Source organism: Flavobacterium sp. LC2016-23 (assembly GCF_009674775.1).
Lineage (GTDB): Bacteria > Bacteroidota > Bacteroidia > Flavobacteriales > Flavobacteriaceae > Flavobacterium.
The window spans coordinates 38,811-62,517 of sequence record NZ_WKKE01000030.1; the positions used below are offsets into that span (position 1 = coordinate 38,811).

Annotated in this window: 21 protein-coding genes; 17 read left to right on the plus strand and 4 right to left on the minus strand. The window is 38.7% G+C overall.

The window, feature by feature from the left end; all coding sequences use genetic code 11:
• Window positions 1-7 precede the first annotated feature (7 nt).
• From GJU43_RS21055 to GJU43_RS21100, 10 genes are all read left to right on the plus strand, one after another.
• The gene (locus GJU43_RS21055) at window positions 8-1,894 is read left to right on the plus strand and encodes an amidohydrolase (RefSeq protein WP_154343674.1); all 1,887 of its coding nucleotides are present in this window, start codon (window positions 8-10) and stop codon (window positions 1,892-1,894) included.
• Window positions 1,895-1,905: 11 nt separating this feature from the next.
• A complete protein-coding gene (locus tag GJU43_RS21060) occupies window positions 1,906-2,334 on the plus strand; it encodes a DoxX family protein (protein WP_154343676.1) in 429 nt (142 codons plus the stop codon).
• A gap of 1 nt (window position 2,335) precedes the next feature.
• Window positions 2,336-2,809: a Dps family protein gene (locus GJU43_RS21065; protein ID WP_154343678.1), complete on the plus strand. Its 474-nt coding sequence runs from the start codon at window positions 2,336-2,338 to the stop codon at window positions 2,807-2,809.
• 7 nt (window positions 2,810-2,816) lie between these two features.
• Window positions 2,817-3,482, plus strand: coding sequence for a YoaK family protein (locus GJU43_RS21070; protein WP_154343680.1), 666 nt, complete (start codon window positions 2,817-2,819; stop codon window positions 3,480-3,482).
• A gap of 52 nt (window positions 3,483-3,534) precedes the next feature.
• Window positions 3,535-5,814, plus strand: coding sequence for a histidine kinase dimerization/phosphoacceptor domain -containing protein (locus GJU43_RS21075; protein WP_154343682.1), 2,280 nt, complete (start codon window positions 3,535-3,537; stop codon window positions 5,812-5,814).
• A gap of 9 nt (window positions 5,815-5,823) precedes the next feature.
• Complete coding sequence (locus GJU43_RS21080; RefSeq protein ID WP_154343684.1) at window positions 5,824-7,182, plus strand: sigma-54 dependent transcriptional regulator; 1,359 nt, start codon at window positions 5,824-5,826, stop codon at window positions 7,180-7,182.
• A gap of 5 nt (window positions 7,183-7,187) precedes the next feature.
• Entirely contained in the window at window positions 7,188-7,481 is a 294-nt protein-coding gene (locus GJU43_RS21085) for a GNAT family N-acetyltransferase (protein WP_154343686.1), read from the plus strand.
• Window positions 7,482-7,629: 148 nt separating this feature from the next.
• A complete protein-coding gene (locus tag GJU43_RS21090; RefSeq protein ID WP_154343688.1) occupies window positions 7,630-8,250 on the plus strand; it encodes an alpha/beta hydrolase in 621 nt (206 codons plus the stop codon).
• The gene (locus GJU43_RS21095; protein ID WP_154343690.1) at window positions 8,250-8,600 is read left to right on the plus strand and encodes a hypothetical protein; all 351 of its coding nucleotides are present in this window, start codon (window positions 8,250-8,252) and stop codon (window positions 8,598-8,600) included. The genes GJU43_RS21090 and GJU43_RS21095 overlap by 1 nt, the downstream gene beginning before the upstream one ends.
• Window positions 8,601-8,921: 321 nt before the next feature.
• Window positions 8,922-9,539: a TMEM175 family protein gene (locus GJU43_RS21100; protein ID WP_154343692.1), complete on the plus strand. Its 618-nt coding sequence runs from the start codon at window positions 8,922-8,924 to the stop codon at window positions 9,537-9,539.
• 3 nt (window positions 9,540-9,542) lie between these two features.
• On the opposite strand, the gene GJU43_RS21105 is transcribed toward GJU43_RS21100, so the two are convergent.
• Window positions 9,543-11,138, minus strand: a complete 1,596-nt coding sequence (locus GJU43_RS21105; RefSeq protein ID WP_154343694.1) for a sigma-54-dependent Fis family transcriptional regulator — start codon at window positions 11,136-11,138, stop codon at window positions 9,543-9,545.
• Window positions 11,139-11,453: 315 nt separating this feature from the next.
• Between GJU43_RS21105 and GJU43_RS21110 the strand changes: the two genes are divergently transcribed.
• Window positions 11,454-12,392 (plus strand): ring-cleaving dioxygenase, encoded by a 939-nt coding sequence (locus GJU43_RS21110; RefSeq protein ID WP_154343696.1) that lies wholly within the window; start codon window positions 11,454-11,456, stop codon window positions 12,390-12,392.
• Window positions 12,393-12,564: 172 nt separating this feature from the next.
• On the opposite strand, the gene GJU43_RS21115 is transcribed toward GJU43_RS21110, so the two are convergent.
• Window positions 12,565-13,593, minus strand: coding sequence for a rod shape-determining protein (locus GJU43_RS21115; RefSeq protein ID WP_154343698.1), 1,029 nt, complete (start codon window positions 13,591-13,593; stop codon window positions 12,565-12,567).
• A gap of 336 nt (window positions 13,594-13,929) precedes the next feature.
• Here GJU43_RS21115 and GJU43_RS21120 point away from each other — a divergent pair, with 336 nt between their 5' ends.
• The 3 genes from GJU43_RS21120 (at window position 13,930) to GJU43_RS21130 (ending at window position 17,247) form a co-directional block, all read left to right on the plus strand.
• Window positions 13,930-14,313, plus strand: a complete 384-nt coding sequence (locus GJU43_RS21120) for a hypothetical protein (protein WP_154343700.1) — start codon at window positions 13,930-13,932, stop codon at window positions 14,311-14,313.
• Between the two features lie 228 nt (window positions 14,314-14,541).
• A complete protein-coding gene (locus tag GJU43_RS21125; RefSeq protein ID WP_154343702.1) occupies window positions 14,542-15,279 on the plus strand; it encodes a hypothetical protein in 738 nt (245 codons plus the stop codon).
• Window positions 15,280-15,705: 426 nt separating this feature from the next.
• Window positions 15,706-17,247, plus strand: a complete 1,542-nt coding sequence (locus GJU43_RS21130) for a hypothetical protein (RefSeq protein ID WP_154343703.1) — start codon at window positions 15,706-15,708, stop codon at window positions 17,245-17,247.
• Window positions 17,248-17,663: 416 nt separating this feature from the next.
• Here GJU43_RS21130 and GJU43_RS21135 read toward each other — a convergent pair whose 3' ends face one another.
• Both GJU43_RS21135 and GJU43_RS21140 read right to left on the minus strand, forming a co-directional pair.
• Complete coding sequence (locus GJU43_RS21135) at window positions 17,664-18,764, minus strand: SDR family oxidoreductase (protein ID WP_154343706.1); 1,101 nt, start codon at window positions 18,762-18,764, stop codon at window positions 17,664-17,666.
• A gap of 86 nt (window positions 18,765-18,850) precedes the next feature.
• Window positions 18,851-19,435, minus strand: coding sequence for a Crp/Fnr family transcriptional regulator (locus GJU43_RS21140; RefSeq protein ID WP_154343708.1), 585 nt, complete (start codon window positions 19,433-19,435; stop codon window positions 18,851-18,853).
• 240 nt (window positions 19,436-19,675) lie between these two features.
• Here GJU43_RS21140 and GJU43_RS21145 point away from each other — a divergent pair, with 240 nt between their 5' ends.
• The 3 genes from GJU43_RS21145 (at window position 19,676) to GJU43_RS21155 (ending at window position 23,399) form a co-directional block, all read left to right on the plus strand.
• Window positions 19,676-20,596 (plus strand): phytanoyl-CoA dioxygenase family protein, encoded by a 921-nt coding sequence (locus tag GJU43_RS21145; protein ID WP_154343710.1) that lies wholly within the window; start codon window positions 19,676-19,678, stop codon window positions 20,594-20,596.
• Window positions 20,597-20,852: 256 nt separating this feature from the next.
• Entirely contained in the window at window positions 20,853-22,235 is a 1,383-nt protein-coding gene (locus GJU43_RS21150; RefSeq protein ID WP_154343712.1) for an exonuclease domain-containing protein, read from the plus strand.
• Window positions 22,236-23,063: 828 nt separating this feature from the next.
• On the plus strand, window positions 23,064-23,399 hold the full coding sequence (locus GJU43_RS21155; RefSeq protein ID WP_154343714.1) for a hypothetical protein: 336 nt from the start codon (window positions 23,064-23,066) through the stop codon (window positions 23,397-23,399).
• The last annotated feature ends 308 nt before the right edge of the window (window positions 23,400-23,707 follow it).

Here is a 23,707-nt window from a genome sequence, read left to right on the forward strand (position 1 = left end):
CTGAATTATGAAAGCAGATCTGATTTTATTCAACGGCAAAATTCATAGTTTCAATACTGAAACCCCAACTATTACAGCGGTAGCCATCAAGGACGGAAAGTTTATTGCAGTAGGAACTGACAGCGATATAATGGAATTTGCAGCCGAAGAAACCAAAATAATCGACCTTCAGAACAGAAGAGTGGTTCCGGGAATCAACGATTCGCACATTCACCTGATTCGTGGCGGCTTAAACTATAATTTAGAATTACGCTGGGATGGTGTTCCGTCTCTGGCGGATGCCCTCAGAATGCTGAAAGAGCAGGTGGATCGCACTCCGAATCCGCAATGGGTTCGTGTGGTGGGCGGCTGGTCGGAATTTCAGTTTGCGGAACGCAGAATGCCGACTCTAGAAGAAATCAACACGATTGCTCCTGAAACTCCGGTTTTCATCCTGCATTTATATGACAGGGCGATGATGAACAGGGCGGCGTTAAAAGCAGTCGGTTATACTAAAAATACACCGGCACCTCCCGGAGGACAGATCGAGCGCGATTCGAACGGTGAACCCACCGGACTTATTATTGCAACGCCAAACGCCATGATTTTGTATTCGACTCTCGCCAAAGGCCCGACGCTTTCTTACGAGCATCAAATCAATTCGACGCGCCATTTCATGAAAGAACTGAACCGTTTCGGAATCACCAGTGTTATCGATGCGGGTGGCGGATTTCAGAATTTTCCGGACGATTACAAAGTGGTCAACGAACTGAATGAAAAAAAACAGCTGACCGTACGAATTGCGTATAATTTGTTCACACAAAAACCAAAACACGAGTTTGAAGATTTCGAAGACTGGATCGATACCGTCAAATTATATCAGGGAGACGATATGTACCGCCATAATGGTGCGGGTGAAATGCTGGTTTTTTCTGCTGCCGATTTTGAAGATTTCCTGCAGCCAAGACCGGATCTTCCTGAAAATATGGAAGCGGAACTGGAAAAAGTAGTGCGCCTTTTGGTTGAAAATCGTTGGCCTTTCCGACTTCACGCGACGTATAACGAAAGCATTTCAAGATTTTTAAATGTATTCGAAAAGATCAATCAGGAAATTCCGTTTAACGGATTGCCGTGGATATTTGACCATGCCGAAACGATTGACGAAAGAAACATCGAACGTGTCAAAAATCTGGGCGGCGGTATCGCCGTACAAAGCAGAATGGCGTATCAGGGCGAATATTTCACTGATCGATACGGTGCAAAAGCAGCCGAGAATACTCCGCCCATTAAAAAAATGATCGAGATGGAAGTACCCGTTGGTGCGGGTTCTGATGCTACGAGAGTCAGCAGTTACAATCCGTGGGTTTCCATGTACTGGATGACCGTCGGAAAAACGGTTGGAGGTTTACAATTGTACAATGAAACCCGATTAAACAGGGAAACCGCTTTGGAACTGTACACCAGGGGAAGTGCCTGGTTTTCTCAGGAACAAGCCAAAAAAGGGGATATCAGAACCGGAATGTTTGCCGATTTGGTGGTTTTAGACCGTGACTATTTTACGATCAACGATGAAGACATTAAAAAAATCGAAGCCGACCTGACCATCGTTGACGGAAAAATTGTGTATGCCAACGGAGATTTCTCCTCGTTTTCACCACCGCACATTCCGATCCTGCCGGACTGGTCCCCTACCAATATTTACAACGGGTACCCCGTCAGAAGCAATTTGCAGGGCGCCATCGAAAAGAACGCAAAAGCAACTGCAAAACCAAACCTGACGTCTCAGATACACAGCTGCAGCGGAAGCTGCGACGTTCATGCTCACAGTCACGATGTGGCCCGAATGAGCAATGTTCCGGTCAATAACTATACGGCATTTTGGGGTGCTTTGGGCTGCTCCTGTTTTGCTTTTTAAATTTTAATGAAATGAACGAAATTATAAAACAAATCCTGTATTCCGATTTAGGAACAGCATTCAGTAATGCAGCACTTTTAGTTTTTAGGGTTTTACTCGCTATTGAACTTTTCAGAGTACACGGAATGAAAAAATTCCGTGTCGAAAACGGACAAAGGGAACATGTTCCAAATCCGCTGCATTTACCTGAAAAACTAAACGGTTTAGTAGCCACTTTCTCTGATACCGTTGTTCCGTTTCTTCTTATTCTGGGTATCGGAACCAGACTTGCTGTATTGCCCACCATTGGCGTGACAGCCGTTGGGTATTTTGTCGTGCACAGAAAAGATTCGCTCGAAGTGCGTGATGTTCCGTACATGTACACCCTGTCCTTATTATTAATTCTGGCACTTGGCGCCGGAAAATATTCACTTGATTATTATTTATTAAACCTCCTTTAAAATGAAAGCAAACATCGGAATTAAACAAGAAAGCATCTCCAAAGTAGCAGATGTATTAACAAAAGTTCTGGCTGACGAATTTGTACTGTATACCAAAACAAAAAAAGCACACTGGAATGTTGAAGGACCTGATTTTTACAACAAACACCTTTTCTTCGAACAGCAATACGAAGCATTGGATGAAATTGTAGATACTGTTGCAGAACGAATCAGAACTTTAGGCCATTATGCTCCCGGAACGCTGAAAGAATACCTGGCTTTAACGCATCTTACCGAAGAAACCAGAGAAAAAAACGACAGTACCGGCTATATCAAAGAATTACTGGCGGACCACGAAAGTATTTTAATTCACTTACGTGAAAACATTAATAATTTTGCTGCTGAATTGCACGATGCCGGAACCAGTGATTATATCACAGGGCTTTTGGAAAACCATGAAAAAATGGCCTGGATGCTTCGCGCCCACCTGAAATAATCGGATTATGGAAATTCAGAAAAATATTTGGTATGTTACCCTGCTGCTCACCATGATAGCAGGGTATTGCGATACCGTAACTTTTGTGGCGGCAGATTCGATTTTTTCGGCGCATGTTACGGGCAACTTTATTGTCTTTGCTTATCAGATTATCAAAGGATCAGACCTGCATGCCTGGGTAAAACTGCTCACGTTCCCGGTTTTTATTCTGGCCGTGATTACGGGTGGGCGAATTGCTTTAAAAAGTGTCAATCATTATACCATCTTATTTTGGGAAGGGATCCTTTTGGTTTTAGGCGGTATTGCAACTTATGTTTTTGGTTATCTGGAAATTTTCTCAGAATGGACGATGTATGCCGTTGCAATGACAACCGTCTTTGCCATGGGACTTCAGAACGCTTTCGGAAAATTGTATGCTAAAGAAACACACGGCCCCACCACCATGATGACGGGAAATGTAACTCAGGCTTCTCTGGATTTAGGAAACCTGTTAAAAAATGGCTTAAAAGATGCTGATGTGCTGCTCAGTTTTAAGAAACAGCTGGTTACCATAACCGGATTTCTTACAGGCTGCTTTTTAGGGGCAATTGCCGGAAAGTTTTTTGGTTTAGGAACGTTGGTTTTGCCTGGAGCGGCCATGATTATATGTTACCTCTACCACCGTGAATGGTAAACAAACCCGGGTATAGCGTTGCAGATTTCTGATAATATAGTATCTTTAAAAAATGAATTTTCTCTCTTTTATTTCTGCCAAAAAACACATAAGTATCTTATGTACAGCCTTCTTGTTTTTACTGACAGGCATTTCCGGAATAGCACAGTCTAAGGAAGATCCCGATCAGTTAAAAAAGAAAATTGCTTCCGCTGAACGTGACAGCCAAAAGGTCGAATTACTTTTGGCTTTAAGCTATTATTATCTTACCAAACCCGGAGAGTTTAAAGCGGATCTTGACAGTGCCGATAATTTAAATTTTGAAGCAGAAAAATTAAGCAACAGCTTAGATTATAAGCCCGGAAAAGGAAAAGCAATTCTGTTGTCCGCACAAATTTGCAGAGAAAAAGGCGATGCTGAAAAAGCACTAATTATTACGAATAAAGCTTTGGCCTATTCGGTAAAAAACAATCTACCCGTTCTAAAAGCAGATGTTTACAGAGAACTTTGTGCCTACAAAGGTTATGAAAAAGAGGATGTAGAAGAAAAAATAAAATATCTTGAAATCGCAATTCCGCTTTATAAAAAAAGTAAGGCTTACAAAAAACAGGCAGATGCTCTAAAAGATCTTGGTGACTATTACGGAAGTATAGAAGAAAATCAAAAAGCATTAATGCATTTAGAAAACGCAGTTGCTATTTATAAAGCTATTGGTTTTAAGGCACTTCAGGGCGTTTATACATTAATGTCAGACAATTACGGGATTTTACAAAACACGCAACTGTCATTGCAATATGCATTAATGGCAGAAAAAACAGCCGAAGAAACTCATGATACCAGTTATCAGTTATGTACCATTTATAATCATCTTGGCCTTGCTTATTATGATCTTCTCAAATATGACTTAGCTTTTTCTAATTTTGAAAAAGCGCTGAATATTGCATTAGAAAATAAAAACGTAAGTGATATTAATACAATAAGTTACAATCTGGCATCATTATACTGCCAGCAAAAAAATTATCGTGAAGCATTGCGCACGCTTAAACGAACTGCCACGGATTATCCTCCACAAGATGAGGTTACCAGAATAAGACAGCGCTTTATATTTGTAGTCTGCTACTCTATGCTTAAACAACTTGATAAAGCGAAACCGTATTATGAGCAAATACTAAAAGATTATAAGGAATCTGACGCCGGTCTTGCTTATAAACTTACCGGAATTATCATTTATTTACAACAATCCGGACAGGTAGAAAAAACGTATGCCTACATTGAAAAATTTAAAGAATTTGCTAAAAAATCGAATAAGCTCATTCTTTATTCTCAGGTCGAACTCTTGTCTTTTCAATCTGATCATGCCAGTAAAAAATACGAATCTGCCATAAAACATTTGCAGAAACATCAGCTCCTGAGAGATTCTCTTTTTAACGTGGAAAAACTGAAACAGTCCGCAGCATTGCAGCTTCAATTTGAAACAGAAAAAAAAGACAAAAACATTAAACTGCTAACACAGCAGGGGAAATTACAGGAAATAAAAATTCATAATGATAAGATCATTCGGTATGTCTTTATCGGAAGCGTTTGGGTTTTGGTCCTTTTCCTGGCATTTTTGTACAATAGTTTCAGGTCCAAAAAGAAAAAGAACGAAGAACTGGAAATTCAGCGGCAACAGATTAATGAACAGAACGAACTGAACAAAAAAATGCTGGTTGAGAAAGAGTGGCTTTTAAAGGAAATTCACCATCGTGTCAAAAACAACCTGCAGATTGTCATCAGTTTATTAAACACACAATCCGCTTATCTCGATAACGAAGATGCATTAATGGCCATACAAAACAGTCAGCACCGCATGCACGCCATGTCACTGATCCATCAAAAATTATATCAGTCAGATAATCTGGCTAATATCGATATGTCCTGGTACATTCATGAGCTGATCAGCTATATGAAAGAATGTTTTGATACCGATAAAAACATTAATTTTATTTTAGATACTGAAAAAGTATATCTGGATGTTGCCCAGGCAGTTCCGCTGGGACTAATTATAAACGAAGCCATAAACAATGCCATCAAATATGCTTTTCCGTCAGACAGAAAGGGAGAAGTAATGGTTTCACTTAAAAATACAGAAGAAAACAACTATCAGCTGATCATCAAAGATAACGGAGTAGGTCTTCCCGACCATTTTGAAACGCTCGAAAGAAATTCACTTGGCATGAATCTGATGATTGGTTTAAGCGACCAGATTGACGGTACTTTCAACATGGAAAATAATAACGGACTTGCCATCACAATTACATTTACAAGAAACATGGAATTTGAAGGAGCTGCTGAAAATTCTGAAATAATATAAATTTAGGTAATGAAGGAGAAAATTCTAATCGTTGAAGATGAATTTATTGTAGCAAACGATTTAAAAATCATGCTGGTTAAAGCGGGTTATGAGGTAACCGGTATCGCTTCTTCCGTGGTACAGGCCCGAAAATTAATCACAGACAAAAGACCGGACTGGGTATTACTCGATATTATGCTAAAAGGCGATCTGACCGGAATTGACCTCGCCTGGGAACTGCGCGAAATGCAATTGCCGTTTCTGTACATTTCCGCAAATACCAATCAGACGACACTTGAAGCCGTGAAAGAAACCCATCCGTACGGATTTATGGTAAAACCTTTCCGTGAAAGGGATCTTATTGTAATGCTTGACATTGCCAGATACCGTTTTGATCAGGAAAAAGGAACATTTACAGCACTTCCGGCAGCTACCGAATATCAGGAAATTGAAGGCATCATCGGGACAAGCCCTCTTTTACAGGACGTAATCGAAAAAATAAAAATAGTAGCACCAGCCGAAACTTCCGTATTGATTCTGGGTGAAAGCGGTACCGGAAAAGAGAGAGTGGCCCATGCCATACATGATCTTTCGATTCATAAATCAAATCCGATTGTGGTGGTGAATTGTGCCGCATTGCCGCATTCCCTGATAGAATCGGAACTTTTCGGTCATGAAAAAGGATCTTTTACAGGAGCAAATACTTTACGGATCGGAAAATTTGAACAGGCCCATAACGGCACTATTTTTCTGGATGAAATTGGTGAATTGCCTTTAGATTCCCAGGTAAAATTATTACGTGTGCTTCAGGAAAAAGAAATCCAGCGGCTTGGCGGAAATAAAACCATTAAAATCAATGTCCGTATTGTCGCTGCAACGAACAGATCCTTAGAAAAAGAAGTCGCCGAAGGACGTTTCAGACTGGATTTGTATTACCGACTAAATGTATTTCCTATTGAATTGCCCACCTTAAAAGAACGCAGGGAAGATATTGAAGCTTTGGCTCTTTATTTTCTTAAGAAATACGCAGCAAGTTCCAGGAAAAATGTGACCGGCATCAGCGCTTCAGCTTTAGAACAATTAATGCAGTATGACTGGCCCGGAAATATTCGCGAATTAGAACATCTGATCGAAAGAAATGTACTGCTCGCCAAAACCGCTGAAATCGAAAAGTTTAATCTTCCTTCCAGTACTTCAAATCCATTCCCGGAGCAGTCCGGAAAAATGAAATCTATGGAGGAAATGGAAAAAGAACATATCATGAAAGCACTGCAAACCTGCGACGGAAAAGTTTCGGGACCGGGCGGCGCTGCAGCATTACTACAAATGCAGCCACAGACTTTGTATTCAAAAATGAAAAAATTAGGTATAAAACAAGAATATAATTAGAAGATATGGAAACAATAAAACTGGAATTAAACGAAAAAAAACACGGAGCTTTCAATCTCTATGTTGATGATAAAAAACTAGGTGAAATGACCGTAAGCATCAAAGAGGATGTACTAACGGTTTACCATACCGGAGTCGAGCCCGAAGCCGAAGGAAAAGGCTACGCCAAAAAACTTCTGGAAGAAATGGTATCGTATGTACGTGCCAATCATTTAAAAGTTTTACCGCTTTGCCCTTACGTACACGCGCAATTCAAAAAGTATCCGGATGAATATGAAGATATCTGGTTGAAGAGTTAAAAAGAGTATAGAGTATAGAGTCAAGAGTATAGAGTCAAGAATATAGAGTCAATCTGCTTAATCTGACAAATCTGCGGGAAAAAATTAAAATAGGGCAAATCAATCTGCCTGAAAACAACTTTATCCAACAATTATAAAAACAAAAATTATGAATACAGAAATTATAACAGCCGGAGTTCCCTTAGCCGAGGCCAAAAAAGCCCTGATCATGATCCATGGTCGTGGTGCGGGTTCTCATGATATCCTTTCCGTTGCAAAATACCTGGATGTTCAGGATTTTGCCTTGGTAGCCCCTCAGGCCGAGAACAGAACCTGGTATCCTTATTCGTTTTTAGTACCAATTGCAGAGAATGAACCTTCTTTTTCAAAGTCGTTAGACACTATCCATCAGGTGGTGGTCGCCATTCAGCAAAACGGAATTGAAAAAGAAAACATTTACTTTCTTGGATTTTCGCAGGGCGCCTGTCTTGCTTTAGAATTTACAGCCCGAAATGCTTCGAAATACGGAGGCGTTGTAGCATTTACAGGCGGGCTTATAGGCGATCAGGTGTATGAGGAACATTATAAAGGCAACTTCGAAAACACACCAATTTTCATCGGAACCAGCGATCCTGACTTTCATGTTCCGGTGGAAAGAGTCAATGCATCTGAAACGCTTCTTAAAAAATTAGGGGCCACGGTGACTAAAAAAATCTATCCTGACATGGGGCATACCATCAGTCAGGATGAAATTGATCTGGCCAACCAACTCATATTCTCTGAGAAATAATGATACAAATTACCCGAATCTATAGCGATGAAAATGGAGAGAGTCATTTTGAAGACTTTGAAGTTTCATTGAAAAATAACGGTGATATCGGTTTTTTATCGGAGGATGAGCCCGTAAAATCGATCGTTTTCAGGGAAGTAAAACCTGCTTACGATTATGATTTTCATAATGCGCCCGACCGTCAGTATATTGTTTTACTGGAAGGCGGCGTAGAAATCGAAACTTCATTAGGAGAAAAAAGAAAATTTGAAACAGGATCCATTTTATTAGTGGAAGACACCACCGGAAAAGGCCACAAGACAAAAAATCTGGAACCGAAACTGCGAAAATCGATATTTATAAAACTTTAATTTTAAATAACTCGTTGGGTGTAATTAAAAACTGGTGTCAGGCTGAGCGTAGTCGAAGCCCTTTTCATGTCAAAAAGCCTTCGACTACGCTCAGGATGACATTGATTTCTAAAAGAATAAAAATATAGATTTTTTAGATCCGGAAAAAAATTTAACCGCAAAGCACGCAAAGTTTTTATTATTTGGTTTTAAAAAAAGTAAAGTTTGCTATCCCGATAGCTATCGGGATTCTGCTGATCCAGCTTTGCGAACTTTGCGTTTCTGACGATTACCATCAGGTAAAAATCTTTGCGTGCTTTGTGGTAAAAAAATGATTATAAAATGGAAAAAGAAACCGTAAGAATCGAGAATTTCAGCGATGCTGTCTTCGCCATTGCCATTACACTTTTGGTTTTGGACCTTCCTGCTCCCGACCTTACTGCGGTAAAAAACGGGGCAGAACTACTTGCTTTTTTAAAAGGCGAATGGACCACTTATCTGGCTTTTACGCTTTCTTTTTTCAGTATTTTTATCATGTGGGTCAACCATCACAAAATTTTCAAACAGATTTACAGCCGCAATACAGCTATCATGTTTGCCAACGGCCTTATTCTTTTTCTGGTGACTACAGTATCTTATCCGACTGCTTTACTCGCCCGGTTTTTCAACGGGGAGGCTGCTCCGGTTGCGGTCGCGGTTTACACCGGAATCTTTGTACTGATCAGTATTTCGTACAATCTTTTGTGGTTTATAGCGAGTAACAATAAAAAATTATTGCGCCCCGGAATTACCGCTTCGGCCATCAGAAAAATCAGGAATAATTATTTATACGGACTGCCAACGTACCTCATTGCTTTTGGAATTTCATTTCAATTTCCGGCAATTGCTTTGGCCATCAATATGCTTTTACTTGTATTTTGGGCCGTTTCTTCCGGAAAAATAAATGTGGTACAGGAATAAGTTTTAACCTAAAAAGTGCTCTTTTTTAATGCCGAGTTTCTGCATTTTCGAAATCAGTGTTGTTCCGGGCAGGCCTAATAAAACGGCAGCGCCCTGAGGTCCCGAAATTCTTCCTCCGCATTTTTTTATCACTTTCAGAATGTGCTCCTTCTCTACTTCCTGCAGGGTTTTGGTATAGAAATCGGTTTCAGTAGCGGTCGATGCTGTTTTGAAAATTTCAGGAAAACTCATTTCCTTTATCATTTCCTCTTTGGCAAATAAAATGCCTCTTTCGATCATATTTTCCAGTTCCCTGACATTTCCAGGCCAGGAATAAGCCATCATGCTGTTCAGCACTTTTTTAGAAAACCCTTTTATTTTTTTTCCGTTTTTCTGCGAATGTTTTTCGAGAAAAAAACGGGCTAATATTTCAATGTCTTCCGGACGATCCCGCAAGGCCGGCAGTGCAATCGGGAATACATTAAGACGATAATACAAATCACTTCTGAAACGGCCTTCGGCAACTTCTTTTTCAAGCGAGCGGTTGGTTGCGGCAATGACCCGGGCGTTTACTTTTATGGTATTTTTACCGCCAATTCGTTCTATTTCTTTTTCCTGCAAAACCCGAAGCAGCTTCGCTTGCAATTCCAAAGGCAGCTCCCCTATTTCATCCAGAAAAATAGTGCCGTCACTGGCCCGCTCAAATTTACCAATTCTTACATCCGTTGCTCCTGTAAAAGCACCTTTTTCATGTCCGAAAAGTTCACTTTCGATCAGATTTTCGGGAATCGAAGCGCAGTTGACTTTCACTATTTTTTCATTCGAAACCAAAGACAAATCGTGAATCGCACTGGCAATCAGTTCTTTTCCCGTTCCGGTTTCGCCAAAAATCAAAACAGTCGAAGACGATGCCGCGACCTGCTGAACCAATTCGTGAACCTGTTGCATGGCATCGCTTTTCCCCACAATTCCGTAAAAACCGGAAGGTTCCGCCTCTTTTTCCGGTGCTTTTTTTAGTTCCGGATTGCTTTTCAACCGTATTAATTCGGCTAAATTGCTTTCGTATTGCTCCGCCATTTTAAGATTTCTGAACGTAATGGAAAGCTGAACGGCGATGCCCCGAACCATTCGATTGGATTCCCTGGTAAAAACGGCGGCATTTTTAAACAAAAGAAAAAGTACATTTCTGTTTCCTTTGCTATACGGAAGACAGATTCCAATTCCGTTTTTAAAACCTTTGTCATGCACTGAATGAAGGTAATTTGGCAGATTATTTTTTCGTTCTGTTAAAGATTTTAAATCGAAAACAACAGTGTCGGCGTTGTTGATACAAGCGTCAAAAAAACCATCTGCTGTAGAATAGATTTGGTGCTCCTGCCTTTTTGGTGCTGTAAATTGATAGAAAATGTCATAGGCTGTTTCGGATTCATCAGAAGAAGCAAAAATAAAATCTTCAAAAGATAAATGCTCTTTTAGAACACCGTTTATGACACTGTGAAATTCTTCTTTGGTTTCTGCTTCCGAAAGCGCCTTGCAGACCGACAGAATCAAAATCTGTTCTCTTTCTCGTTCCTGCAGTCGGTTCATTATAACTGTAGTCGGATCTGTAGGCTTTTCCATAGTAATAAGTGCTGTGGTATTAGGTCGTAACAGGGTAAATTTAAGAAATAGCGCTAATTAAATTACTATGCCTTTTTGAAATAAAACAGTTACACCCTGTAAAATTACGATATATCGTATCACTTAAAACACATACCTATAATATAAAACATTATAAATCAAAACAGTAACATAAATGGAATATTATTTGGTTCTTATTTGGTGTGATACGAAAAGAGCGCTTTTTATTTCTTAATCTAGATTAATCGATGCTCAGGCAGAACGGACGTAAATTTGTAAAAGAAAATCAATAACAACTTAATATCAATAGAAACCATGGAAAATAAAATTTTAGGCTTACACCATATTACTGCAATTGCAGGTGACGCTAAACGTAATTTCAACTTTTACGCTAACATATTAGGATTGCGATTCATTAAAAAAACAGTGAATTTTGACGATCCGGGAACGTATCATTTTTACTTCGGTGACGAAGTGGGAAGTGCAGGAACCATCTTAACTTTTTTCCCTTGGGGAGAAGGAATTCAGCAAGGAAGAAAAGGTTCCGGAATGGCCACAGAAATTGGTTATTCCGTACCAAAAGGAAGTCTTGATTTCTGGCAGAAGCGTTTTGAAAAATACAATGTGATTTACAATAAACCAGCTGAAAAATTCGGTGAAAAATACCTGACTTTCTTAGATCCGGACGGACTAAAACTAGAGTTAATCGAATCTAAAACGGAAGATAACCGAAAACCCTGGGAGACAGATGAAGTAAAAGCCGATGTGGCAACAAAAGGGTTCCACAATATCACGCTGACTTTAAACAGTATCAAAGCTACTGCTGCCATCTTAACCGATATATTTGGTTATAAACTGATTGATCAGGAGGTAAACCGTTACCGTTACGCAACAGATACAGTAGAGAATGCTGCCATTGTTGACCTGGTAGAACTGGCTGACGAAAAACGCGGTCATGTAGCCAACGGATCGGTGCACCACGTTGCTTTCCGTGTGCAGAATGATGAAATTTTAATGCACTTCCGTGAAAAAATCGAAGCCTACGGATTATCGATTACACCACAGATCGACAGACAGTATTTCCACTCTTTGTATTTTAGAGAACCGGGCGGTGTTTTGTTCGAAATCGCTACAGAAAACCCTGGGTTTACAGTAGATGAAAGCCTGGAAGAATTAGGTCAGAACTTAAAACTTCCGGCACAATATGAATCAGACAGAGCTGCAATTGAAGCACATCTGGTTAAGATTAATTAATTTTTAGTCGCAGTTTTTAGTCACAGTCACAGTTTGCAGTCCCAGTTTCCGATCTTTGCGGTTAGTTTAGTCGCAGTCGCAGTTTACAGTCCCGGTAAAACTGAGACTGCAAACTGAGACTGTAAAACTGAGACTGTAAACTGAGACTGTAAACTGAGACTGAGACTGAAAACTATTTCACCAGTACACTTTTATACTTCACGATATCTTTTAACACAATCCCGGTACCTCTGACAACGGCTCTCAACGGATCTTCTGCAATATAAACCGGTAATTCGGTCTTCACAGACAACCTTTTGTCAAGCCCGCGCAGCATGGCGCCTCCTCCTGCAAGGTACAATCCCGTATTGTAAATGTCTGCAGCCAGTTCCGGTGGTGTCACCGAAAGCGTTACCATAATAGCATCTTCTATTCGCTGTATCGATTTATCCAGCGCTTTTGCAATTTCCCTAAAGCTCACCCGCACCTCTTTAGGTTTTCCGGTAAGCAAATCCCTTCCTCTCACCGTTATATCTTCAGGCGCGTCTTCAAGGTCTTCTGTTGCGGCACCCACTTCAATTTTTATCCTTTCGGCAGAACCTTCCCCAATGTACAAATTATGATGTGTTCGCATATAATACAAAATATCATTGGTAAAAACATCGCCTGCAATTTTTATCGATTTATCACAAATGATTCCGCCAAGTGCAATCACGGCAATTTCGGTGGTTCCTCCCCCGATATCGACGATGATATTTCCTTTGGGCTGCATCACATCCAGACCAATTCCAATTGCAGCGGCCATAGGCTCGTGAATCAGAAATACCTCTTTACCGTTTACGCGTTCGCAGGATTCTTTTACCGCTCTCATTTCTACCTCGGTAATCCCACTTGGAATACAGACCACCATTCGCAATGCAGGCGTGAAAAAATTTTTCCTGATCTGTGGTATATTTTTGATAAACCAGCTGATCATTTTTTCCGAAGCATCAAAATCTGCAATGACCCCGTCTTTAAGCGGACGGATGGTTTTAATATTCTCGTGTGTCTTACCCTGCATTAAACTGGCCTCCTGGCCTACCGCAATAATCTTTCCGTTTCTAATATCCCTGGCCACAATGGAAGGACTGTCAACTACAATTTTTCCATCGTAAATTATTAAAGTATTCGCTGTTCCCAAATCCATAGCTATTTCCACTATCATAAAATCAAATAAGCCCATAATATAGTTTTGTTTAAGAACGCTGATTGTTATTGTTTTATTCTCTGCAAACCGGAAAATTAGATTACAACTGTAAAATTTAACAACCGGATGCCTCTATTCACCATCAGGCGCCTCATCCGCAAAATTATGGGGCATTTATTATAAGATAATTTTAACACAAACACCTATTAATTATGCAACTATAACGAATCTTTCTATAATAAACCCGAGCGCGGGCTTTGCTAAATTTGTAAAACAACACTTTTAAAAAGCAAATCCAACCGGGGTTTCTTTCGCTAAATGGCATTAAAAGTGTCAATAAGAAAAAAATAAAGTTAATTTAAAAACAGCGTTATGGAAAAGCAAAACAACAACGAATACGGTCAGACAGACCCTGATTTCATCGATCAGAATACGCTGGTGGATGGAAATAACATTCAAAGCGAAGATTACTTTAAAAAACAGTCAAATACAGAGGATTTACCCGAATTTGGAGAGAACGATCCTGATTATATAGACCAGAATACGCTGGTTGATCCTGATAATTATGCCAGGGAAGATGATCCGTATCGCTATCAGGAAGAATTCATCAAAGAGATTGAAAACACTCCTGCTCCTTCTGAAGACAATCAAAACATCACATCAGAAAATAGTCCGGGAGAAGAGCCCATTACCAATGATGATGACGATGTGATTAACAATGAAGACGAAGAGGAAACAAATGAGGATAAAAATTAGCGAAACAGCATATTTTTCAAAAGCAAAAAAGCATACTAAAACAGTATGCTTTTTTTGTGTTTAAAACAGTCAAAACAACCCAACCAATCGCACTATTTTCTGTAATTTGTCTTTTTCTAAAACTCTTAGAAAGTTTAAAATCGTTACATTTACGCGCTGGCCAACCAAATTACGCTGCACAAACAAGCAATTCAGCAGCGTTAAGCCAATTAATTTTAAGCAGTCAAGATGGAAAAACATACTGTATCAGTAGCATCGTTACCCTTAGATGATAATACAATACCGAATAGTCATATCAGAAAAGCAGATTTGTTACCAGATCCCGGATCCCGATTAGATGCTATGGAAATGAAAGAAAAACCTCTCGGAGATTCCAGTATTCCCTTTAGAGATTTGACCAATGCTGCGACTAAGAGAGAAAGTATTGCACGACTGATTGACAAACTGGATGTTGAAACCAATCTTAGATATCAAAAAACAATAGAAGACACGTATTGCAATGTCTACTCTTACGATTATTGTCATTTCTCTAAAGTATACCTGCCAACCGTTTGGTGGACACCCGAATCCCTGGAAAAAGTGTTGCAGGGACAGGAAGTAGAACCTGTTTTTGAGCAAACCGTAGATCGTATTTATTCCAGCGCCATACACGATTGGTTTCTGGAATGGGGAGTCAGTTTTGGCTGGGAAAGAATGCTTTCTGTAGATGAAATCCAAACTAAAGTAAATACCAACGGCGGCATTGGAATAATCTGTGCCAAAAGAAGACAAAGAGGACTCTCCGGACATATTGTTCCTGTTGTTCCCGAAACAGATTTACATAAAGCGTACCGCGAAAATGGCGTAGTGGTGTATCCGCTGCAATCACAGGCAGGAAAGGTGAATTACAATTACTTTGCAGAAGTCAGAAAAGACTGGTGGACAGATGAATTATACTCCTCCTACGTGTTTTATTATCATGAATAAAAATACAATAACCACAATTGTACAAACATTCAAAAATAAATATTGATTATCAACAAGTTAACTACTTGCAAATGCGATAATAAAAAACTACTTTTGCAACCTAGAAAAAACAGGGACAGCAAAAGTGGTGTTTTGACGCTTCTCCAACCTAAATTATTGATTCAAAAGCAATTAACAACAACAGTAAATTTATACTCTTATTATAAATTTTTACTCCGTACTTGATCTTTCAGTCGATAAAAAGTGTAAAATTTCTAAATATAAATTCCTATATTTTTAAAAGTAAACGAAAACTTTTATAATGGAGGCAACAACAGGCTTCATCCGTTACAGGCTTCCTGTCTCTGACCGGAACAAAACGGATTGGTATTCCTGAATAAAAATGACTTTAAAATTACTATAACTTAAAAAAGAAAGAACGTATAAATGAAAGACAATCAGACAAAAAAATATTATTGGGGAATAGGATTGGAAAACGAAACCTACATGCAATTTGAAGAATCCCTAATAGTTTCTGGTGAGTTTATACAAGAAAAAATTGGTTTTGAAAAATACAGTATCGACTACAGAAAATGTTACAAACCGGAAAGCTTAACGCCTATTTTGAAAAAAGCTTTTGTTCTGAACGAAAACTATAAAGTAAGCCGAATGATGAACAGTCATTCGCTGGAAAAACTCGATATCAATTACCAGCATAAAACATTATCGCCCATAAAACCATTAATCGATACCGAAACGGGTGAGGCGATCGCACAACCCACAGAAAATCCTGACTATTTGGGGAAATCGATCATGGAACTTTTCCTTGAAGATCAGCCGTACAACATTCAGAGTATGATTACCCAGAGAAACAAAACAATGGGTTCTGTACATTTTGATGGTGATTCTATTGAATTTGTGACCAAATATTTTGAAAACAGAACAATAGCGGATTCCTGCAAGGAACTAAAAGCAACTAAAAAATTGTTCCTGGATAAAATCAATGAATCGTCTGTGTTAAATGGAAAACTGAATTTTCCGGATTACAACAACGGACTGAATATGTTTATGACCAATCAGGAAAACCTGGTTTTATTCAATAACGGAACGTACCATTTTCATATTACTTTACCTTCGTTAACAGAAGACAGCAGAATTGTCGATTATACGGAATTTGAAAAAACACATGCCAACGCCATCTATTTATTACAATGGTTTGAACCTTTTTTCATAGCCACACTTGGAAGTCCGGACATTATGGGCGTGATCAGTGATAAATACAGTCTGGACAAAAAATTCACCCTGGGTTCTATGCGAAATGCTATGTCCCGTTATATAGGAGTCGGAACCTATAACAAAGCAATGCCAAAAGGTAAAATCCTGACCTATAATGTAGATGATTTTAGAAAATTACTAAAATTCGGAAAAGAAGAAAACATTTGGTGGCGCGATCAGATTGAAGCAGACATGGAATATGAAATGCTTTCGGAAGTGGGACTTGATTTTAATCAGGAAAAAATGTACCAGAGCGGTTTCGAATTCAGAAGTTTTGACGAGTTTCCGGCCGAATACCTAAATGATGTTCTTTTCTCGATTATTCTCATTTGTGAGCATTCCTTAAACCTGCCTGATGTGCAGTGGGCACACGACAGCAAAGCATGGAATAATCTGGTTTTTAAAACCTTAAAAATGGGATATGCCACTGAAATTAATGAAGAGGAAAAGAAAGAAGTGCTGGATTTACTGCAAGTATTAAATCCATCAGAAGCGAATTACCAGACACTAAAAGCAGAGTTTGAAGCGATCACACTCTTAGATGAATTTTTCTTCAGGATTTTAGCTGTTTTACATGATAAATACAAAGACAATAATATTTGCCTGGATGCAATGTACGGACAAAAAACAAGTTCGCCACCAAAATGGGACAACTTCAATAAATACCAGACCGAAAGACATTTGCAGCAAATTGGTTCTTTCTCCGATAATTAAAAATAATAGTACATCTCCATATAAAACGGGACAAAGAAGCTTTTCTTTGTCCCGTTTTGTATTTATTAGATTTAAGATCAAACAGTAATATGGTATAAATTATCAAATGACAAAGTGCCAAATGTTAGCCAATTATCAAATAACAGGATACTATAAATGACGTAATTGTCAGCCTAAGCGAAGTCGAAGGCTTTGCAAAAAAAGGGCTTCGACTCCGCTCAGCCTGACACTGGTTTTAAATTACATTCAACGAGCTAATTACCCAATTATCAAATTATCTAATTTCTAAATTGAAGGCTTTGTTGCAGGAAAAGGGCTTCGACTCCAATCAGCCTGACACTGTTTTTGAATTACACGCAACGAGCTAATTACCCAATTATCAAATTATCAAATTATCAAATTATCTAATTATCTAATTAAGGAATTATTTTATCATTTCTTAACTCAGTAAATAATTCAAAAAACGAATCTTTGGTATTTTTATAAGTTGTAAAACCTAGTTTTCTGCTTCGTGACATGTCTGTCATCACTTCTAAAGGCCTTCCCAAATCAAGATCCGTATGCCAGGCAGAAGCCAATTGGTTCAAATCTCCTTCTATTAATTGGTGTTCTTTTGTGATGTCCTTCCAGATAGCATTCTTTTCGTTTAGCACTCTTTCCAGTGGCTGTATAGTCCCGTTGTATCCTGCAGATTCAATTTGAAACCATTCCGCAATCTTTGGCCACAGCCATTTCCATCTAAAAACATCTCCATTGGTGATGTTAAAGGCTTCATTATGAACTTCTGTATTCGTCGCTGCCCAGATAATCTGATCCGCCAGCACTTTAGCATCCGTCACATCAGAGATACCGTTCCATTGTGCTTCCGAGCCCGGCCAGGTAAACGGCGTTCCTTCGCGTTTGCAAATACTGGCATAAACGGCTAATGTGGTTCCCATATTCATGGCGTTTCCAATGGTTTTGCCAATCAGAGTGTGGGGTCGGTGTATGTTCCAGGTAAAACCATCTCTTGCAGCGGCTTCATATACTTCATCTTCCTGAGCATAATAAAAATTAGGCAGATCCAATCTTGGCTGTTCCTCTCTTAATGGCGTTTGCGGTAAAGTTCCGCTTTTGGCATAAGCATCAAACGGTCCTAGATAATGTTTTAAACCTGTTACTAACGAAACATGTTTTACGGATTTTTTAGGAGACAATACGTTCAGTAAATTTCGAATCATGGCACTATTGACCCTGATATTTTCCTCTTCCGTATCCTTTCGCATCCAGGTGGTGAAAAAAACATGTGTAGGTGCCACATCGCGTAAAGCAGCAGCCAGCGATTCCGTACGAAGCAAATCGGCAGCAATGGGGTGTAAACCTTTACTATCATTTTTCGGATTTCGGGAAAGTCCAAAGACAGTCCATCCCTGTTCCAGCAGTTTTGCGGCAAGATTGCTTCCCGCAATACCGGTTGCTCCTACTACTAAGGCTATATTTTCTGTATTTTCCTGTATGGCTAATTTTTGAGAATTCATAAGTACTTTATTTTTTTTCAAAAGTACTCCCAAAACAGGCTTCGAAAAGATGACCTAAAGCAAGAAATTCGCTTGATCTAAATCAATTATTTCTGACGTGAAATGATATTTTTTTTAAGACGACTCAGCGTTTCAGGCGAAAGTCCAAGATAGGAAGCCCATAAATTTTGAGGTATTCGTTTGATCAGATCAGGATTGTTTTCTAAAATATGCCTGTATTTTTCTTCTGCGGTGTGCGTATGCGAACTTATTAACCTTCTTTCTTTTGTAATCAGGCTATTTTGAAAAAGCAAACGAAAATACCGGTCCATTACAGGAACTTGCAGTGTTAAGTTTTCAAAATCTTCACGGGTAATCAGCAGAACCTCCGAATCCTCCATGGCATCAATACTGTAAAAGGAAATGCCTCCGCTAAAAAAACTGCTCATGTCCGACGTCCACCAGCCTTCCGGCGAAAACTGATTGATATGTTCATTGCCCTTATCATCAACATGATAAGCCTTCAAAAGTCCTTTGGAAACAAAGGTAAGATAATGACAAACATGTCCTTCCACCACTACAAACTGTTTTTTCTTCAGTTTCTTAGGGGTGAAAAAAGTTTGTATTACTTCCTTTTCCGCCTTCGTCAAGCGGACTTTTTCTTCAATATGTCTGAAAATTATATCGTACATTTTGATCTCTTACTTTATGAATTTTGAACGATAACAAATGTATGCTATTTATTTTTTAACTTTCGTGATCCGGAAAACAGACTTATAAAAAACGTGATCCGGAAACCATTTTAAAATTGGCCATGATTCTCCATTTTACGACACTATAAAAAACACGTATTTATACTTTAAACGGAAAGCTGCAAATGGATTAATTTTGGTTCATCCTAAAATTGATCCTAATCTTAAACCTCGCCAACTATGCCCTGGACTATCCTTGAAAAACTCTGGAAACGTACTGTACAACCCATCAGCATTTCGGCTGCAGCGGACACGCAAACCTGGGATGAAGAAATTAAAACCTTATACCAATTGGGTATTAGTATGGAAGATACGCTCCAATTTTTATATTTTGAAAAACCTGATTTTGAAACCTTTAAAACCTGGATTACTGCTAAAAAGAAAAACGAAAACAATCTGTCTGAAGATTCGAAAGATGAAGTGCTCTCTGAACAGGATCTGGAGTTCTGGAATGAAAATGGCTATGTTATTATAAAAAATGCTATTTCAAAAGGGGATTGCGAAGATACCCAGCAGGCGATCTGGGATTTCCTGAAAATGGACCCGGACAAAAAGGAAACCTGGTACAACCGACATGAAAATCAAAAAGGATTAATGCTTAATTTTTCAGACCATGAAACCTTAAACAGAAACCGGTTTTCTGCAAGGATCAAAAAAGCATACGAACAGCTTTATGGTACAACCCAAATCTATAAAACCATTGACAAAGTAAGTTTTAATCCGCCTGAAACGAATGATTTCACTTTTTTAGGAAGTCCGCTGCATTGGGACACGAGTTTAAAACAGCCCATTCCGTTTGGGCTTCAGGGGCTACTTTATCTCACTGATTGCGGCATTGACGATGGCGCTTTTCATTGCGTTCCGGGGTTTCATAACCAAATAAGGGAATGGCTTGAAAGCCTGGCTCCAAATGAAAATCCAAGAGAAAAAGCGATTCAGAACCTTCAGCCAAAACCGATCATTGGGAATGCCGGCGATTTCATTATCTGGAACAATACCTTACCCCATTGTGCTTCTCCGAACAGGGGAAAAAGCCCCAGAATGGTTCAGTATCTTACCTATTTTCCGGAGGGTTATGACACTTCCGGGGAATGGATTTAATTTTTAGGGTATAATCTTAATTTATAAAAAAACATAGTATCAGCTTCTTCTACTAACTATATCTGTTTTGTCAGCTGATAATCTAAGAGGCATCTGCCTATAGTAACACCTGCTAAGTTGTATTTTTTGTTACAATTTAGAACAACATCCTCCATACATCTTAATACAATCTGTGCTACTTTTGCAAATACGATTTTCAACTTCTTAAGAATCAAAGGAAAACCAACCGATAAAACTACCCCTAACTTAGTTCCGGATGAAAAAGATGCAATATGCCATAGTAGATATCGAAACCACGGGCGGTAATGCCAGTGGCAGCCGGATTACGGAAATTGCCATTATTATTCACGACGGTACAACTGTTATTGACCGGTATGAAACACTCGTAAATCCGCAAAAAGACATACCGCTTCCGATTTTTGCCTTAACCGGTATTAACAACGAAATGGTACAGCATGCTCCTATCTTCGATGATATTGCCGAAAAAATACTGGAGCTCCTGACCGATCGCGTCTTCGTGGCTCATAATGTGAACTTCGACTATTCCTTTGTACGCCATGAGATAGAAAAGGCGGGTTTTAAATGGACTGCCAGAAAGCTTTGCACCGTTCGTGCTACCAGAAAGATCAAACCGGGTCTAAGTTCGTATAGCCTGGGTAATCTTTGTAACGCTTTGGAAATTCCCGTCAAAGACAGACACCGCGCCGGTGGAGATGCAGACGCAACAGTAATCTTATTTGAACGGCTATTGGAATGGGATACTGAAGGCGTGATTTCAAAAATGATCAAGAATACGGCGCAGGACCAGCGTTTGCCTCCCAACCTGCCGCCACAGGATTTCGAACAGTTACCGGAAAAACCAGGCGTGTATTACTTCTACAATCAGCTTAAAAAAGTAATTTACGTCGGAAAGGCTATTAACATCAAAAAACGGGTGGCTTCCCATTTTAGTGGTCATAATATCAATCCGCAAAGACAGAACTTCCTGCGGGACATTCACAGTATTTCGTTTGAGGTCTGTGCCACCGAACTGATGGCACTACTTTTAGAATGCACCGAAATCAAAAAGCTCTGGCCGGCCTACAACAGGGCCTTAAAACGTTTTGAAGCAAAATACGGCCTCTATCAATATGAAGCCCGCAATGGCTACCGGTATCTGGCAATAGGAAAAATGGGGAAATTTCAGGACAGTATTGAAGTTTTCAACAGCGAATTTGCTGCCATCAACCTATTACGCTCCCTCTCCGAACAATTCGATATTGACTATCGATTTTGTAAATATTCAAAGCCGGAACTCGGAGAATTTCTACCTCAAAAAGATCTTTCCGATTTACCTGATGCAGCGTCCCACAACTCCAAAATCGAAACCGCCATCGACTTTTTCCGAAACAGCCGATCGACGTTCGCCATTATCGACAAAGGCAGAACTGCTGAGGAACGCAGTTGTATCTGGGTCGAAAAAGGTCATTTCTACGGCATGGGCTACATCACTTCAGATGTCGCCATTACAGAGCCTTCGCAGATAAAAGATTTCGTTACGCCTTACGCCAGCAATCAATACATAATGCAGCTGATTGATACTTATGCGAAGAAATATCCGCGTAAGGTGTTTTTCAATAAAAATGGCTGGGTTGAATAGTTGGGATGAAACACCAATTGGATTAAGTATAAATATGTAAACTTTTTTCAGGACGAGACAGGGGATGAAACACTAATCCATTATCTAATTATAAACACATTTTAACAAATAGAAAATCACAATCAATATGTTAGTAGACATTATGAAATAATTGAATATTTTTATATATTCTAGTTTGCAAAACTTATGCAAAAAAATCATAAATGCTGGAATTAAGAAAACACAATAATAATAAATACAATCATTAAACAATCCGTTTTCTCTAAACCATACTGGACTTTTGAACCTCATATAAGTTCTTGTTGAGAGAACTAAAAAAAGACTGATAATCATAATTAAATATGATTTTTTATTTTTACCAAATACCATCTTCTAAAATTTTACCTGTGTAATTATCAAATATTTTATAGAAATTAATCTGCTCCCTGAATTCTTCATAAACGCTGCTCAAATATCTCTGACTTTGTGCAATTTAAAAACAAAAGCGCCATAAAATATCAGACTTTCATCCAAATATAAATTAAAAACAGATTGCAATTTCCATGGCTTCAATAATATTGTACAAGAAATTGTTTTAAGACTAATTCTAAAAAAATAAGGAGACTTTTAACAGGTTTACAATTTATAAGAATAAAAAATTGCGCAAAGTCAGAGACATTTGCGCAGCTTTTCATAAGGAACACTTCGGAGAGCGGGGGAAATGGTGGTAAAGGATATGAACTAACAGACAAACAATTAAAGTTAAAATTATCAACATCAGGTGAAATAATTCGTACACATCTAAAAGATTATTTACAGAAACAATTGAAAGACCTAAAATTGACAAAAATGAACTTTTCAAATTTAGAAAAACATATTTCTTTCCTCGCTGCAAAAGATGAAAATGAAAGAAATAGAGAAAAACTAAATGCAAATTTAATAGACGTAATTTGTGAAGTCTGTAATAATTATGTTTTAAATGAGGTGGAAATAAAGACAATATTCACGTATATTATGACTGTTATTGGTAAATTTACAGTAAATTACGTAACACGAAACGTTGAGAATAAAAGTAAAGAAGAAAATAGTATAGGTAATGAATTTAATTTACAAAGATGGCTTAAATTCAGTGATGAATTCATAACCGAACATGAATTGACTGATTTTAGAGGAAATAGACTATAAATAAAAATACGCTAACACAGCTCCCTGCTCCCCGAAGTTTTCATTGACCCTCCGCAAATGTCTCTGAATTTGCGTCATTTATGAATGTACAATTTAAAACAAAAGCGCCATAAAGTATCCGACTTTCATCCAAATATAGATTAAAAACAGATTGCAATTTCCATAGCTTAATTAATATTTTACAAGACATTGTTTTAAGACTGATTATAAAAAAGTCAGGAGACTTTTAACAGGTTTACAATTTATAAGAATAAAAAATTGCGCAAAGTCAGAGACATTTGCGCAGCTTTTCATAAGGAACACTTCGG